We start from the raw sequence: 16,590 nt of genomic DNA, 5'->3' as shown, positions 1-16,590 counted from the left end.
TCCCGCACCCAAATCCCCTGTGGGAGCGAGCTTGTTCGCGATGGCGGTGGGTCAGTCACTTCAATGTGGCTGACGCGACGCCATCGCGAGCAAGCTCGCTCCCACAGTTTTGTCTTGTGTTAACCGAAATATCCGCCACGCCCCAATCCCCTGTGGGAGCGAGCTTGCTCGCGATAGCGATGGGTCAGCTTGCATCACTGCACAGACTGATCGGCCGGCAAGTGGATTACCCGTGGTCGCTCCAATGGCGCCAGGGGCGGTGGTTGCAAGTCCGGGCTGAGCAAGTGGAAATGCGGCACGACGTGGCTGATGTCGCCGTCCTGGTTGTTGTGGATGATCTTCGAGCCGGGCTGGCGCAGCGTGTCCAGGCGCTCGCCGGTCAACTTGAAACTGGCGCTCAAGCCCTGGTCATCCACCACCGGCGCCGGCAGTCGGCGCTGGGCGAAGCTGCGGCTTTTGCGCTGTTGATAACGCGCCCAGGCAATCAGCACCACCGCGTTGACTAACGCAATCCAACCATAGACCTGCAAAGTCCCCAGGGTGTCGAACAGCGACCCTCCCAGGCGCGGACCGGCCTGGCCGTCGAGCAGCGGCCATAGCCCGTTGACCAGCAAATACAACAGCCCCACCCACGCCAACACGGTGAAAAGCGCATCGATGACCACCAGAAAAGGCCGTTGCCGGGTCCTGATAATTTTCATCGGATCACTTCCTCTTCCTGATCATCGAACGGTTTGATACCGCGATCCGGACTGATCCAGCGCGCACGCTTCTGATGCTGCCCGAACAACACTTTGGGAAAGCTCACCAGGGTGGTGAAAAGGCTGATCAGCCAGAACACCAACGGGTACCAGACCACCCAGAACATGATGTGCCACAGGCCTTTTTCATAGCGCCGATCGATCAGGATGCTCACCGCGAACTGCAGCAGACACACCACGGCCAGCAACAGGCCGGTGAAGGCTGGCGGCATCAGGTGATCGACGGCGATGGCGGCAGGCATTTCGACGAATTTGCCAGCACCCCAGAAGATCACCGACAGCAGGAAGGTGAACGCCCAGCCGGTGGACAGGCAGTATTCGAACAGCAGCGGCCACAGGTAGCGATGGCGGTATTGCCAGATGCCACGGATGTTCTTGAACAGCACCTCGGCGCCCCCTTGGGCCCAGCGCAGGCGTTGCCGCCACAGGCCACGCAAGGTTTCGGGCATGAGGATCCAGCACAGCGCCCGCGGCTCGTAGAAAATGCTCCAGTGATCCAGTTGCAGCTTCCAACTGATGTCGATGTCTTCGGTGATCATGTCCGGGCTCCAGTAACCGACCCGGTGCAGGGCGGTGCGACGGAACGCGACGATCACGCCGGACACGGTGAAGATCCGCCCGAAGACTCGCTGGGTACGCTTGATCAGGCCGATGATCGAGGAAAACTCGCCGACCTGGACCCGGCCGATCAAGGTCGAGCGGGTGCGGATGCGCGGGTTGCCGGTCACCGCGCCGAGGCGGGCGTTGTCCAGCATCGGCGCCACTAGGTAAGCACAGGTGTTCGGCGCCAGCAGCGCGTCACCGTCGATGCACACCAGGTATTCGCTGCGCGCTGCGATGGCGCCCATGCGCAGGGCCACGGCCTTGCCCTGGTTTTCCGCCAGGTGCAGCACGCGCAGGCGTGGGTCCTCGGCTGCCAGTTGGTCGAGCATCTGGGCGGTGTTGTCCTTGGAGCCGTCGTTGATGGCGATGACTTCGATGTTCGGATAATGCTGGCCCAGCGCCGCGTGAATGGTGTCGGCAACGTTGTCGCCTTCGTTGAAGCACGGGATCAGGATGCTGATCAGCGGCTCACCCGCCAGGGGCGGAGGCAAGGTGTCGTCCTTCCATGGCCAGTGGCGTTCCCAGTGCAGCCAGAAATACAGGCCGCCGGCGATCCACAGCCCGGACATGAACAGCGGGTAAAAGAACACGAAGTCCATCAGGAATTGCCCGGTGACCAGGAAGATCAGGCCCAGGGGCACCCCAAGGACGATCGCCAGCACCAGCAGGGCGAGCAGTCTGTCGAGCATGTCAAGGATTCCACTTGTTGGAGAGCGCCGGCCGCACGGTTTTCACGGCGGGCTGGTCTTCGATGAAGTTGTCCGGGTAGTAGCCGAAACTGGTCACGCCCTGGCGCTTGAGGCGCCCCATCCAGTCGGCCAGGAGTTCGCCGTCGATGTCGGTCACTGGTTGGCTGTCCCAATCTCGCGCCTGCAATTCGAACACCGTCCGCTTGAGTGCACCGGGCCGGCTTTTGACGGTCTGGACCAGACGTTCCAACCATGGGCCGGACTGTGCGCGGGTCTGCTTTTCCATCAGCGGCATGGCCATCGGTGCCGTCCAGTCGTAGGCGCCGAGGAAGTCGTCGAGGTTCTGGGCGAACCAGGCTTCGCTTTGCGGGTTGAGCATCGGTTCGGCAAAGATATTGCGCGCCGTCAGGACCTGCGGACCACGAATAGCTCTGACCTTGGCGGTCAGCTCATGGGTGAAGTCGATCAGGTAGCGGCTCTTGAAGCGGGTCCAGCGTTGCATCGCCGCAGGGTCGTCCCGCAGGGCGGCGATGGACGTCGGCAAGCCGTTGGCGGCATAGACTTTCAGGGCCGCGGGGCTGGCGTCCTCGAAATCGGAGAACACCGCGTCATCATGGTACAGAACGCCATCCAACGAACTCATCCGCGCCAGGTCTTCATAAATTTCACCGATGACCTTGCGCACATTCGGGTCGAACGGCGACAACCGCACATATTGGTCCGGGGCGACGCCGGTCTTGCCGGTTTCCGGATCCCAGCGTTGTACCCGTGGCAGCTTCGCGTCCAAGGCGAAACTGAGCACCGGCATCCAGGCATAGACCTTGGCGTTGGCCCGGGTGCGCAGTTGCCAGGCGACCCGGTCGAACAGGTCGGCGCGTACCGGCAGGTGGCGGTTGGGGAAGTACAACGAGTGCACCAGGCCATCGCCTTTCGGATCGGCGAATGCCTGCAAGAACACGGTGTTGGCACCCAGGTCGTAGATGCGCTGGACCAGCTTGCCAACGTTGGCCTCTTGCTGCACCGGGTCCGGGTCGTAGACGTAGTCCAGATCGACATGCACCACCCGCATCGGGTCAATCGTCTGTACGGACACGATGCTTTCGGCGAAATGGGCGCCATCCGGATCGGACGCCACCAGGAAGCGTGGGCCGCTCATCAGGTTATCCAGGCTGTCGAGGCCATCTTCCAGGGTCAGGGCCATTTGATAGCCCTCGCTGCCGATCACCTGGAGCGCGGTGCCGTCTGCTTCCCCGTAAGGCCAGACCCAAACGCGCGGGCTATAACCGGCAACCTTGCGGATTTTCTCGGAAATGGCCGCCACGTCCTTGCGCAGGCGCGCCTGGAAATCGGCCTCGGTCTCGTAACGACCGGTGGTAGGGTCGTAGCGCCGGGTCGTCGCCGCAGGTTGCTGGTTGCCTTGCGGGTTGGCGAGGATGCCTTTGTGATTGGCATCGGTGTGGGCGGCGATCTCCACCAGGCCCGACTTCGACACCTCGCGAATCTGCTCCCAGGTCAGGAACTCGGAACGCTTGCGCGGCACTCCGGCGAAATCCACCGTCTGGTTCAGCGGCGTATCGACCCAGCTACCGACCGGAGCCAGGATGGCCGGCCAGTTGTAGGCACGCAGGATGGGCATGACGCGGGTATAGAAGCTCGAGTAGCCGTCGTCGAAACTCAGCAGCACCGCACGGGGTGGCAACTCCGGCCCGCCATTGCGTGCGGTGATGATCTGGTCCACGGTGACCGGCTGGTAATTGTTTTCCCGCAGCCACGCCAGTTGCTCGATCAGCCGCTCGGTGCGCACGGCCACCAGCGCCTGGTCCGGATCTCGGTCGTCGACATCGTGGTAGGCGATGCCGAGCACATGGTTCTTCGGCCACGGGGCGTCATTGGCCGCCAGCGGACGCTGCGAAGGCGGCGTGAACGCCGGGGCTTGCTGGGCACAAGCGCTGATCAGCAAGACCCCCAGCAGAAGGATGAATCGCGAAATGACAGGCATCTTCAAACTCTTCTAGAAGCGATAGGTGAGGTCGACAAGCAGGCGCAAATCGCTTTCGCGATCGCCGTCGTAGGGGCGGTTGAGCCAACTCAGCGCGGCACCTGCCTCTAGCACGTCGTTCCAGATGAAACGCTGGCCGTAGCCGAGCAGTCCCATGGCCCCGGTGTTGTAGTCACGCTGGCTGTAGGTACCGGCACCGACCTGGAATTGCTGGCTCCACGTGGTTTCGTAGCGGCGATACAACACGTGGTTGGCGCTCACGGTCGGCATGACGCTGAAATCCGCTTTCGGGTTGAAATAGGGCTCTTCGTTGGAGCCGCTGTTGCGGCTGGCAGCGACTTCCAGACCCAGCTCCACTTGCAGGCGCGGCGTGCTGTAGATGCCCTCGCGACCGGTCAGCTGGGTTTCGAGGCGGTTGTTGCCGTCACTGAAATGAGATGGGCTCACCGCCAGTCGCCACTCGCGGCTTTCATGGGCCCGCCAGCGGACGAAACCACTCCCGCCGTTGGCGCGGATGCCGCTGTTGAGCGCCCGCAGCGGGGTATTGGCCGAGAGGTAATCCAGGCTACCGCCGTATTGCCAGTGGTCGTCGATGTCTCGGGCCACGGCCACGCGCGCGCCTTGCTTGTCGCCGGAACCATAAGCGTGATTGGAGACCTCGGCCTCCAGCGTCATGTCCCGGGTGCGACGCTCCACGCCCAGGCGCTGCCAACGGTGGTGGCCAGTGCCTTCCTCGAAATCACCGGTGGCGTAGCCGGCACCGCCGAACAGCCGCCAGTCTTCATCGATGGGCGGGCTGTAGAGCAGCGTTTCGATACCAAAGTCCCGGCTGCCAGTGACTGCGCCGGCGTCACCGTTGCCACCGCCATAGCTCTTGCCGGTGTAGGCCTCGATGCGCAGCTCGGCCATGTCGTGTACCTCGCGCTGGCGCTGCAGACGTTTGACATGGGCGTTTTCCGGGTAGCGGGCGACCACGTCGTCGGTCAGGGCATCCAGCTGCCGCCACTCCTGCAAATCCATGGCCGCGCGGGCCTGGGCGATTTCCAGGTCACGGTTGCGCGGGATCGTCGCCTCGACTTCTTTGAGCAGGTTTTCCGAACGGCGCGGCCAGTCACGGGCCTGGTACAGATCGGCCTGGGCCAGACGCATGCCGGTGTTGCCGGGGCCCTGGCTCACCAGGGTTTCCAGGCGCGCTTCGGCAGAGGGCAGATCGGCGCCGTATGTGCCGGCCTGGGCGGCGAGTTGCTGGGCGTCCATCCATTCATCGTTGGGGTTGCCGATCGGCAGGCCTTTGAGCTCGATGCGCGGACGCTGGGCTTTCGCCATGTCTTCGGCCAGTGCACGGGCCCCTTCGGATTTTTCACTTTCCAGCAACGCATAGTAGAGCGCGGTGCTGTCTTCAAAACGCTCCGCGGGATCGGCATCCGGCGCAGTCAGGACCCGGCGGTACAGATCGACGGCAATCTCCGGCTCCCGCTGTTCCAGATAGGAAGAGGCCACCCAGCGCAGGGCATAGGTGGGAATGCTCACGCCCTCGGCGATCAGCTTCTGGTATTCGGCAATCACTTCTGCTCGACGGGCGCGGGCATTGAGCGCGCCCATGCGATCGATGCGCCAACGGAGTACGTCGTCATGGGCCTCGGCCACCGGGGTCCAGGTGGCGAGCAACTTGTCGTAGTCGGCCAGGGCGCGGTCGGCAATGACGAAGCGCTCATGTTCGCTGCGGCTGGCCATGTCCGCCAGGCGCACCCGTTCGGCGGCGACGTCACCCTCCAGGCGTCGTTGCACGCCACGGTCGATCAGCCCCGGCTGCAGGCGCGCCAGGCGCAGCGCCGGCTCCGGCAACCGTGCCCGTTGCAGGGCGTAGATGTATTCGCGCGCAACCTCTGGGCTGTTGCCGGCGCGCGTGAAGGCCTGGTCGTATTCGAACAGCGCTTCGTGGGGGCTGTCGGCGCGGGTCAAGGCATAACCCAGTGCCAGTCGACGCATCGGATCTGTCGGCTTGGCAGCGACCAGGGCCTTGGCGCGGGTGACGGCTTCGTCGGGCTGGCCTGCATCAGCCTGGGTCAAGGCCAGGCCGAGTTGCAAGTCGGGGTTCTGGGGGTCGATCACCAAAGCCTGGCGGTACAGCTCGGCCGCCGAATCCCAACGCTTGAGGTTGCGATAGGCACGAGCCGTCGCAGTCAGCGCCTGGACGGGCAGCGCTCGATTGCGGCCTTGGGTCTCATAGACCGTCACCACCTCGGTATCGAGGCCGGCCCAGCTGGCGATCTGCAGGTGGTCACTGATCTGCGCGGCGCTGGCCTGGCCGGCCGGCACCTGGCGCAACGCAGTCAGCGCAGGGGTGTAATGGCCTGCACGGGCGTCGAGCACCATTTGGTCATAGGCGGTATCGGCAAACGCCAGCATCGGCCAGCACAGTTGGCTGCACAGCGCGACACGAAACAACGGGCGCAAACCACGTTGAATAAAAGGACCCACAGTACGCGGCATTCGTCAGCATCCTTACATGGCCAGCCGGGTCGAAGTGCCCCCTTGCCCATCAAACAGGAAGCCGGATCAAAGGAATCCAGCCAAGCTCTAATGGGCCTAGTCTTGCACTCTCAGGAGGGTCATCTTCAGGAACGCCACAATTCTTCAGAATCGATACAGATTTCGGCCAAGGGTTGGTCGGTGGGCATAAAAAAACCCGGCCGTGCTCATGCACGGGCCGGGTCTTGGGTGTGACCTGAACGGGCTTACTGGATGGCGACGCCGCCGCCCAGCTTGCTCATCACAAATGCCGAGAATTGTTCAACGGTCATTTTCTGGCCATTGAAATCGACCTGGTTGTTGGCGTAATGCAACTTGGTGACAACGTCGTTGCCTTCAAGGGTCGCCAATTGCGTACCGACGGCCATGGCGCTGAACATATCGCTGGTAGCCGTGGCTTGATCGGCGATCAGCTTGGCATCCGTCTGGCCTTCCATCTGTGCCTGCACGGTCATCAGGTCCACCAGCATCGGTTTGGAAACCTTGAGATTGAAATCCAGCAGGGCGAGCAACTGACGTCCCAATTCATCCGGCGGCAGGTCCATGGACTGCGGCTTGGTCAGATCAACGATCAGGCTGGCGCGGCTTTCACCGTTGGCAGTGTTGAACGACAGATTTTCCAAGGCCACCTGCGGGGCACCGGCCAAGAGTTTTTCCAGATCGGCTTTGACCTGTGCCTCCTCAGCTTCGGTCAGGCTCAACTCTGGCGCCGGTTCACCGGCTGCAGCGGCTTCGGCGGCCGCTTTTTCGTAGGGCTGCAGCTTGGTCTGGTAGATCTGCATCAGCGACATCGTGGCCGGGATGTCCAGGTTCTTCAGGCTGACCGCCATCTGTGCCGAACCAATGGTCTTGTCGTTGAACGACAACTCACCGATCTTGTAATCGGCACGCCCCGAAGCACTGGTGCCGTTCTCGCTGCTGCTGTTCTTCATTTCGAAGTTCTTCAGGCCCAGCACCGACTTCGGCTCACCAAACGTGGCCTTGGTGCTGCTCATCAGCAGGGTGTTGTCACCCATGTAGTAACCGTATGAACTTTTGCTCAGGTTACTGGCCAATGTCAGGCCGTTCAGCTCGACCTGCACCGGCGTCTGGTCTTCGGCAACGGTGGTCAACTTGAAGCTGTCCATATAGCCGTCAGCCTTGACCTTCTGGCCTTGGGCGCTGGCGGCCAGGTCGATTTTAAGACCGGAGAAGGTGAGCTGGGACTGCTCATCCAACTTGGTGTCCAACGGCAGCAGCTCGTAGGTGCCGTTGATGGATTCGTCGTAACCCAGGTTGACCACACCTTTGAGGGGGGACTGGTCCTTGGTCGCAGCGAACCACTTGTCAGTCAGTGGATTGCGCTCAAGCGCAGTGTGGCTGGTGGCCATGACCGGCAGCCACTTGAGCGTAATCAAGCGCGAGAATGGCAGCGGGCCGTGCTCGATCCGGTCGACGAAGAGCAGCTCGACCGACTCACCACCGAATATCTCGCCTTCGCCTTTGAGACGGTAGTGGGCGGTGCTGCTGAATGTGCCACGATCCATGGAAACCAGCTCCAGGGCGGCAGTGCTGTTGGACCCGGACAAGGCTGTCTGCATCTGCTTATTGCTATCGGCAATAGCATTTTTCAACACGCCTTCGAGTTTGGTCCCGGTGTACCAGGCGCCGCCCGCGCTGATAGCTCCGACAGCCACAACGATTCCCAGAAGTACGCTTGCTGATTTATTCATGAGTGACCTGATCGATATCCATGGTTGAAGAAAGCCGTCGTCTTCCCTGACCCGCCAAGGGGGTGGCTCGACGCCGCAAAGAGGAGGGGAGATTACCATCAGGCACCCTTGCGGGCCCAATGTTTATAGGGGTAAAAACGTTTTCTTGAGAGGTGGTCTACGAATATTGGACTTCTATCTCATCGAGCTGATGGTCGAAAGTCTTGAGGCGGGCCGTCCAGGTGTACACCAGCACTTCGAAATCGCGATTGATCACCGCCGCACCCGATGACTCTGCGCGCGAATCGCAAAAGTCCAGTTGATAGCGCTCCCGGGCCATGGCATTAGCCACGTCGCATAATTCACGGGCGTTGTTGAGCCAGTGCCAACCGTCCTGGGTGACCTGCTTGTCCAGGGCCGCGCATTGGACTTTCAGGGCTTCCAGGCTTTTTTCCAGCGGGGTGCCGGTGAGTTCGCCCATGACTTCCTGGAATGTGCGGCCAGGTTGCCAATAACTGCCCCAGAAATAACGGTCAAACACCGTTTCGACGCGTCGCAATGCCACTTTGGTGTCCCAAATCAGCACCAGGGTCTTGCCTTGCTCGAGGTGTTTTTTCTTGATGCGTTGGCCCTGAAACGAAGCCCAGGCCACGATTGCGATGGATATCACGCCAATCAACGCTGCCGCGCTATCGAGGAACAGCAACGCCTTGTCGATTTGATGAGTGAGCATGACGCCATAGAAGTAAGTGGCCGAAAGCAGCAGCAATGCCGCAGTGGCGCACCAAAAGCCGGGAGCATAAGGGTTTTTCATTATTGGAATCCCCATGACCAGTGACGTCGTGGCCCTCTTGGTCGCCAGAGCCCGACTCTCACAGCATAGCAACGGCGTTGGGGGTTTGCCGGGGCATCAGGGGTTCGATCCGATTACCGGCCCAAAACGACAGAACCCCTGTCTGCTGAGGCAGACAGGGGTTCTGGGAATTCAATCTTGACGATGACCTACTCTCACATGGGGAAACCCCACACTACCATCGGCGATGCATCGTTTCACTGCTGAGTTCGGGATGGGATCAGGTGGTTCCAATGCTCTATGGTCGTCAAGAAATTCGGTAGCCGAACCGTTCAACAACAACGTCTCGGTAAAATCGGTGACTTCTACTAAAAACAAAACCCCTACCTGCATCAGCAGATAGGGGTTTCGGAATTTAATCTTGACGATGACCTACTCTCACATGGGGAAACCCCACACTACCATCGGCGATGCATCGTTTCACTTCTGAGTTCGGGATGGGATCAGGTGGTTCCAATGCTCTATGGTCGTCAAGAAATTCGGTAGCCGGCGCGTGCCTTGCGGTCACGTTCCAGCAAATGGGTATGCGATAGTTTGTGCGTTGCGGTTGAGCGTCTCGAACTTTCGGTTCGTTTCGTCTTCACACACCGCAATCTGGTCTCGTTCGCCTTGGGGCTCGGAGCATTCAAATTGCTTGGGTGTTATATGGTCAAGCCTCACGGGCAATTAGTACAGGTTAGCTCAACGCCTCACAGCGCTTACACACCCTGCCTATCAACGTCGTAGTCTTCGACGGCCCTTCAGGGGACTCAAGGTCCCAGTGAGATCTCATCTTGAGGCAAGTTTCCCGCTTAGATGCTTTCAGCGGTTATCTTTTCCGAACATAGCTACCCGGCAATGCCACTGGCGTGACAACCGGAACACCAGAGGTTCGTCCACTCCGGTCCTCTCGTACTAGGAGCAGCCCCTCTCAAATCTCAAACGTCCACGGCAGATAGGGACCGAACTGTCTCACGACGTTCTAAACCCAGCTCGCGTACCACTTTAAATGGCGAACAGCCATACCCTTGGGACCGGCTTCAGCCCCAGGATGTGATGAGCCGACATCGAGGTGCCAAACACCGCCGTCGATATGAACTCTTGGGCGGTATCAGCCTGTTATCCCCGGAGTACCTTTTATCCGTTGAGCGATGGCCCTTCCATACAGAACCACCGGATCACTAAGACCTACTTTCGTACCTGCTCGACGTGTCTGTCTCGCAGTCAAGCGCGCTTTTGCCTTTATACTCTACGACCGATTTCCGACCGGTCTGAGCGCACCTTCGTACTCCTCCGTTACTCTTTAGGAGGAGACCGCCCCAGTCAAACTACCCACCATACACTGTCCTCGATCCGGATAACGGACCTGAGTTAGAACCTCAAAGTTGCCAGGGTGGTATTTCAAGGATGGCTCCACGCGAACTGGCGTCCACGCTTCAAAGCCTCCCACCTATCCTACACAAGCAAATTCAAAGTCCAGTGCAAAGCTATAGTAAAGGTTCACGGGGTCTTTCCGTCTAGCCGCGGATACACTGCATCTTCACAGCGATTTCAATTTCACTGAGTCTCGGGTGGAGACAGCGCCGCCATCGTTACGCCATTCGTGCAGGTCGGAACTTACCCGACAAGGAATTTCGCTACCTTAGGACCGTTATAGTTACGGCCGCCGTTTACCGGGGCTTCGATCAAGAGCTTCGCGTTAGCTAACCCCATCAATTAACCTTCCGGCACCGGGCAGGCGTCACACCCTATACGTCCACTTTCGTGTTTGCAGAGTGCTGTGTTTTTAATAAACAGTCGCAGCGGCCTGGTATCTTCGACCGGCGTGGGCTTACGCAGCAAGTGCTTCACCCTCACCGGCGCACCTTCTCCCGAAGTTACGGTGCCATTTTGCCTAGTTCCTTCACCCGAGTTCTCTCAAGCGCCTTGGTATTCTCTACCCAACCACCTGTGTCGGTTTGGGGTACGGTTCCTGGTTACCTGAAGCTTAGAAGCTTTTCTTGGAAGCATGGCATCAACCACTTCGTCACCCAAAGGGTAACTCGTCATCAGCTCTCGGCCTTAGAATCCCGGATTTACCTAAGATTCCAGCCTACCACCTTAAACTTGGACAACCAACGCCAAGCTGGCCTAGCCTTCTCCGTCCCTCCATCGCAATAACCAGAAGTACAGGAATATTAACCTGTTTTCCATCGACTACGCTTTTCAGCCTCGCCTTAGGGACCGACTAACCCTGCGTCGATTAACGTTGCGCAGGAAACCTTGGTCTTTCGGCGTGGGTGTTTTTCACACCCATTGTCGTTACTCATGTCAGCATTCGCACTTCTGATACCTCCAGCAAGCTTCTCAACTCACCTTCACAGGCTTACAGAACGCTCCTCTACCGCATCACTTACGTGATACCCGTAGCTTCGGTGTATGGTTTGAGCCCCGTTACATCTTCCGCGCAGGCCGACTCGACTAGTGAGCTATTACGCTTTCTTTAAAGGGTGGCTGCTTCTAAGCCAACCTCCTAGCTGTCTAAGCCTTCCCACATCGTTTCCCACTTAACCATAACTTTGGGACCTTAGCTGACGGTCTGGGTTGTTTCCCTTTTCACGACGGACGTTAGCACCCGCCGTGTGTCTCCCATGCTCGGCACTTGTAGGTATTCGGAGTTTGCATCGGTTTGGTAAGTCGGGATGACCCCCTAGCCGAAACAGTGCTCTACCCCCTACAGTGATACATGAGGCGCTACCTAAATAGCTTTCGAGGAGAACCAGCTATCTCCGAGCTTGATTAGCCTTTCACTCCGATCCACAGGTCATCCGCTAACTTTTCAACGGTAGTCGGTTCGGTCCTCCAGTCAGTGTTACCTAACCTTCAACCTGCCCATGGATAGATCGCCCGGTTTCGGGTCTATTCCCAGCGACTAGACGCCCTATTAAGACTCGCTTTCGCTACGCCTCCCCTATTCGGTTAAGCTCGCCACTGAAAATAAGTCGCTGACCCATTATACAAAAGGTACGCAGTCACCCAACAAAGTGGGCTCCCACTGCTTGTACGCATACGGTTTCAGGATCTATTTCACTCCCCTCTCCGGGGTTCTTTTCGCCTTTCCCTCACGGTACTAGTTCACTATCGGTCAGTCAGTAGTATTTAGCCTTGGAGGATGGTCCCCCCATATTCAGACAAAGTTTCTCGTGCTCCGTCCTACTCGATTTCACTTCTAAGATCCTTTCGCGTACAGGGCTATCACCCACTATGGCCGCACTTTCCAGAGCGTTCCGCTAAAATCAAAGAAGCTTAAGGGCTAGTCCCCGTTCGCTCGCCACTACTAAGGGAATCTCGGTTGATTTCTTTTCCTCAGGGTACTTAGATGTTTCAGTTCCCCTGGTTCGCCTCTTGCACCTATGTATTCAGTACAAGATAACCATCTTATGATGGCTGGGTTCCCCCATTCAGACATCTCCGGATCACAGTCTGTTTGCCGACTCCCCGAAGCTTTTCGCAGGCTACCACGTCTTTCATCGCCTCTGACTGCCAAGGCATCCACCGTATGCGCTTCTTCACTTGACCATATAACCCCAAGCAATCTGGTTATACTGTGAAGACGACATTCGCCGAAAATTCGATCTTGCTCAAAGAGCAACTCACAAATTTTACCTTAGCCTGATCCGTTACCAGTGAAAGTAACGTTCAGTCTATCTTTCTATCACATACCCAAATTTTTAAAGAACGATCTAATCAAAAGACTAGAAATCAACATTCACCATCACCTTGATGGAATGCTCATTTCTAAGCTTTCAGAAGCAGTTTATGGTGGAGCCAAGCGGGATCGAACCGCTGACCTCCTGCGTGCAAGGCAGGCGCTCTCCCAGCTGAGCTATGGCCCCATAACAAAATTGGTGGGTCTGGGCAGATTCGAACTGCCGACCTCACCCTTATCAGGGGTGCGCTCTAACCAACTGAGCTACAGACCCAATTTCGAGCTTGTAACTGTTAGCTGTGAGCTATCAGCTTGGAGCTTAAAGCTGCTTCTATCGTCTTCTTCAATGAATCAAGCAATTCGTGTGGGAGCTCATGAAGCAGCTGCGGTCGTCGATTAAGGAGGTGATCCAGCCGCAGGTTCCCCTACGGCTACCTTGTTACGACTTCACCCCAGTCATGAATCACACCGTGGTAACCGTCCCCCCGAAGGTTAGACTAGCTACTTCTGGTGCAACCCACTCCCATGGTGTGACGGGCGGTGTGTACAAGGCCCGGGAACGTATTCACCGCGACATTCTGATTCGCGATTACTAGCGATTCCGACTTCACGCAGTCGAGTTGCAGACTGCGATCCGGACTACGATCGGTTTTGTGGGATTAGCTCCACCTCGCGGCTTGGCAACCCTCTGTACCGACCATTGTAGCACGTGTGTAGCCCAGGCCGTAAGGGCCATGATGACTTGACGTCATCCCCACCTTCCTCCGGTTTGTCACCGGCAGTCTCCTTAGAGTGCCCACCATAACGTGCTGGTAACTAAGGACAAGGGTTGCGCTCGTTACGGGACTTAACCCAACATCTCACGACACGAGCTGACGACAGCCATGCAGCACCTGTCTCAATGCTCCCGAAGGCACCAATCCATCTCTGGAAAGTTCATTGGATGTCAAGGCCTGGTAAGGTTCTTCGCGTTGCTTCGAATTAAACCACATGCTCCACCGCTTGTGCGGGCCCCCGTCAATTCATTTGAGTTTTAACCTTGCGGCCGTACTCCCCAGGCGGTCAACTTAATGCGTTAGCTGCGCCACTAAGAGCTCAAGGCTCCCAACGGCTAGTTGACATCGTTTACGGCGTGGACTACCAGGGTATCTAATCCTGTTTGCTCCCCACGCTTTCGCACCTCAGTGTCAGTATCAGTCCAGGTGGTCGCCTTCGCCACTGGTGTTCCTTCCTATATCTACGCATTTCACCGCTACACAGGAAATTCCACCACCCTCTACCATACTCTAGCTCGACAGTTTTGAATGCAGTTCCCAGGTTGAGCCCGGGGATTTCACATCCAACTTAACGAACCACCTACGCGCGCTTTACGCCCAGTAATTCCGATTAACGCTTGCACCCTCTGTATTACCGCGGCTGCTGGCACAGAGTTAGCCGGTGCTTATTCTGTCGGTAACGTCAAAACACTAACGTATTAGGTTAATGCCCTTCCTCCCAACTTAAAGTGCTTTACAATCCGAAGACCTTCTTCACACACGCGGCATGGCTGGATCAGGCTTTCGCCCATTGTCCAATATTCCCCACTGCTGCCTCCCGTAGGAGTCTGGACCGTGTCTCAGTTCCAGTGTGACTGATCATCCTCTCAGACCAGTTACGGATCGTCGCCTTGGTGAGCCATTACCTCACCAACTAGCTAATCCGACCTAGGCTCATCTGATAGCGCAAGGCCCGAAGGTCCCCTGCTTTCTCCCGTAGGACGTATGCGGTATTAGCGTCCGTTTCCGAGCGTTATCCCCCACTACCAGGCAGATTCCTAGGCATTACTCACCCGTCCGCCGCTCTCAAGAGAAGCAAGCTTCTCTCTACCGCTCGACTTGCATGTGTTAGGCCTGCCGCCAGCGTTCAATCTGAGCCATGATCAAACTCTTCAGTTCAAACATCTTTGGGTTTTGAGAAAACCCTAAACTTGGCTCAGCAATCGTTGGTTACATCTTTGATTTCTCGCGGAGTAACTTGTGATGCTGATAATCTGTTGACTAGCAGTCTGACTCCACAAGCACCCACACGAATTGCTTGATTCAGTTGTTAAAGAGCGGTTGGCTGAGTCTTTCGTCTCAACCGAGGCGCGCATTCTACAGCGCCCCGTGCATCTGTCAAGCGGTTATTTTCAGAAATTTTCAAAGTTTCGCTTCGGAAACCTCAACAACTTCAACCACTTGCGCTTCCGATCTCTCGTTAGCGGGAGGCGAATTCTACAGCGTTACTCGCTGCTGTCAACACCTCTTTTTCACCGCTTTCGACCGAGAAGATCGAACCGCCGATAGAGCCAAACAACACCGCTCTACCCGCTCCTTCCGGACTTCGATGAACTGAAGCCCCGCACCTTCGAAACCTACTTAACTCATTGAATCTCAAGGAGTTTTCCGTTTCGACTGCGCCGGAAGTGGGGCGAATTATAGACTTCCAGAATCTGCCGTCAACCCTTAATTTCGCTTTTCTATCAATAAGTTGCGCAGCACCGGCTAACCTGTTGCTTTTGCTCTTTAACACGCTCCTCTATAGAGAAGAGAAGACTCACAGGACCCCAGCCTCTCTGAACGCCAGCACCGCAGCTTCGTCCAACCCCAACACTCGCTGCAGCACCTCCAACGTGTGCTCTCCTAATAAAGGAGGCGCATGGCGATACTCCACCGGCGTTTCGGACAGTCGAATCGGACTGGCCACCTGTGGCACCTTACCGGCCAGCAGGTGAGGCAATTCCATCGCCAACCCACGAGCCTGTACCTGAGGATCGGCAAACACCTGGGCCAGGTCGTTGATGGGCCCACACGGCACACCCGCCTGCTCCAACTGAGTCACCCATTCAGCGGTGGTCTTGAACACCGTCGCCTGGCGAATCAACGGAATCAATACCGCCCGGTTCGCCACCCGTACCTTGTTAGTGGCAAAACGCGGATCATCAGCCCACTGCGGCTGACCAGCAACCTCAGCGAACTTTCGGAACTGGCCGTCATTACCCACCGTCAGGATGAAATCGCCATCAGCCGTAGGGAAATCCTGATAAGGCACGATGTTCGGATGAGCATTACCCAGCCGCTTCGGCGCATTGCCCGTGGTCAGGTAGTTCATCGCCTGATTGGCCAGGCAAGCCACTTGAACATCCAACAGGGCCATATCGATGTGCTGCCCGCCGCCAGCATGATCACGATGGGCCAACGCCGCCAGAATGGCAGCGGTCGAATACAGCCCCGTGAGGATATCCGTCAACGCGACCCCTACCTTCACCGGCCCCGCGCCCTCATCGCCTTCAGGGCGACCAGTCAGGCTCATCAAGCCCCCCAGCCCCTGGATCATGAAGTCATACCCGGCGCGCTTGGCGTAAGGGCCGGTCTGGCCAAACCCGGTTATCGAGCAATAGATCAATTGCGGATTGATCGACTTTAGCGAGTCATAATCCAAGCCATACGCCGCCAGGCCGCCCACTTTGAAGTTCTCGATCAGGATGTCGGACTTGGCCGCCAGCTCTCGTACCAGCCGCTGCCCCTCCGGCCGCGTGAAGTCGATGGTCACCGACTGTTTATTGCGATTGGCTGAAAGATAGTAAGCGGCCTCGGTCGTGTTCTCGCCTCGGGCATCCTTCAGGAAGGGCGGCCCCCAGGCGCGCGTATCGTCACCATTGCCGGGACGCTCGACCTTGATGACATCAGCCCCCAGGTCCGCCAGGATCTGTCCGGCCCACGGCCCGGCCAATACCCTCGATAAATCCAATACCCGCAGATGCGAAAGCGCGCCCAT

7 protein-coding genes, 2 tRNA genes and 4 rRNA genes are annotated in these 16,590 nt (G+C 57.9%); all 13 read right to left on the bottom strand.

Annotated features, from left to right (window positions below):
* Nucleotides 1–194 precede the first annotated feature (194 nt).
* Nucleotides 195–701: a poly-beta-1,6-N-acetyl-D-glucosamine biosynthesis protein PgaD gene (gene pgaD, locus AB7M32_RS05325; protein ID WP_072411688.1), complete on the bottom strand. Its 507-nt coding sequence runs from the start codon at nucleotides 699–701 to the stop codon at nucleotides 195–197.
* Complete coding sequence (gene pgaC, locus AB7M32_RS05320; protein ID WP_060739781.1) at nucleotides 698–2,053, bottom strand: poly-beta-1,6-N-acetyl-D-glucosamine synthase; 1,356 nt, start codon at nucleotides 2,051–2,053, stop codon at nucleotides 698–700. Before pgaC ends, pgaD begins: the two co-directional genes overlap by 4 nt.
* Before the next feature lies 1 nt (nucleotide 2,054).
* Entirely contained in the window at nucleotides 2,055–4,052 is a 1,998-nt protein-coding gene (gene pgaB, locus AB7M32_RS05315; RefSeq protein WP_454249278.1) for a poly-beta-1,6-N-acetyl-D-glucosamine N-deacetylase PgaB, read from the bottom strand.
* A gap of 12 nt (nucleotides 4,053–4,064) precedes the next feature.
* On the bottom strand, nucleotides 4,065–6,545 hold the full coding sequence (gene pgaA, locus AB7M32_RS05310; RefSeq protein WP_454249277.1) for a poly-beta-1,6 N-acetyl-D-glucosamine export porin PgaA: 2,481 nt from the start codon (nucleotides 6,543–6,545) through the stop codon (nucleotides 4,065–4,067).
* Between the two features lie 245 nt (nucleotides 6,546–6,790).
* The gene (locus tag AB7M32_RS05305) at nucleotides 6,791–8,296 is read right to left on the bottom strand and encodes a YdgA family protein (protein ID WP_072411694.1); all 1,506 of its coding nucleotides are present in this window, start codon (nucleotides 8,294–8,296) and stop codon (nucleotides 6,791–6,793) included.
* A gap of 157 nt (nucleotides 8,297–8,453) precedes the next feature.
* The gene (locus AB7M32_RS05300) at nucleotides 8,454–9,089 is read right to left on the bottom strand and encodes an NADH:ubiquinone oxidoreductase subunit N (RefSeq protein ID WP_158457523.1); all 636 of its coding nucleotides are present in this window, start codon (nucleotides 9,087–9,089) and stop codon (nucleotides 8,454–8,456) included.
* 175 nt (nucleotides 9,090–9,264) lie between these two features.
* Nucleotides 9,265–9,380 (bottom strand): 5S ribosomal RNA (gene rrf, locus AB7M32_RS05295).
* A 107-nt stretch (nucleotides 9,381–9,487) separates the two neighbouring features.
* Nucleotides 9,488–9,603: ribosomal RNA gene (rrf, locus tag AB7M32_RS05290) — 5S ribosomal RNA — on the bottom strand.
* A gap of 170 nt (nucleotides 9,604–9,773) precedes the next feature.
* A 23S ribosomal RNA gene (locus AB7M32_RS05285) occupies nucleotides 9,774–12,665 on the bottom strand.
* A 241-nt stretch (nucleotides 12,666–12,906) separates the two neighbouring features.
* Nucleotides 12,907–12,982, bottom strand: a tRNA-Ala gene (locus AB7M32_RS05280).
* 10 nt (nucleotides 12,983–12,992) lie between these two features.
* Nucleotides 12,993–13,069, bottom strand: a tRNA-Ile gene (locus AB7M32_RS05275).
* A gap of 123 nt (nucleotides 13,070–13,192) precedes the next feature.
* A 16S ribosomal RNA gene (locus AB7M32_RS05270) occupies nucleotides 13,193–14,729 on the bottom strand.
* Together the 16S, 23S and 5S rRNA genes with 2 tRNA genes alongside form the textbook arrangement of a ribosomal RNA operon.
* A 640-nt stretch (nucleotides 14,730–15,369) precedes the next feature.
* Entirely contained in the window at nucleotides 15,370–16,590 is a 1,221-nt protein-coding gene (locus AB7M32_RS05265) for a CaiB/BaiF CoA transferase family protein (protein ID WP_072411243.1), read from the bottom strand.

This window comes from Pseudomonas sp. R151218B TE3479 (genome assembly GCF_053629195.1).
Note: the sequence above shows the minus strand (reverse complement) of the source record. Positions and strands in the feature narration are given on the sequence as shown.

What these genes read in the sequence shown, in the direction of transcription:
- pgaD (WP_072411688.1), bottom strand. Translation starts at nt 701, where the DNA reads ATGAAAATTATCAGGACCCGGCAACGGCCTTTTCTGGTGGTCATCGAT.
- pgaC (WP_060739781.1), bottom strand. Translation starts at nt 2,053, where the DNA reads ATGCTCGACAGACTGCTCGCCCTGCTGGTGCTGGCGATCGTCCTTGGG.
- pgaB (WP_454249278.1), bottom strand. Translation starts at nt 4,052, where the DNA reads ATGCCTGTCATTTCGCGATTCATCCTTCTGCTGGGGGTCTTGCTGATC.
- pgaA (WP_454249277.1), bottom strand. Translation starts at nt 6,545, where the DNA reads ATGCCGCGTACTGTGGGTCCTTTTATTCAACGTGGTTTGCGCCCGTTG.
- AB7M32_RS05305 (WP_072411694.1), bottom strand. Translation starts at nt 8,296, where the DNA reads ATGAATAAATCAGCAAGCGTACTTCTGGGAATCGTTGTGGCTGTCGGA.
- AB7M32_RS05300 (WP_158457523.1), bottom strand. Translation starts at nt 9,089, where the DNA reads ATGAAAAACCCTTATGCTCCCGGCTTTTGGTGCGCCACTGCGGCATTG.
- AB7M32_RS05265 (WP_072411243.1), bottom strand. Translation starts at nt 16,590, where the DNA reads ATGGGCGCGCTTTCGCATCTGCGGGTATTGGATTTATCGAGGGTATTG.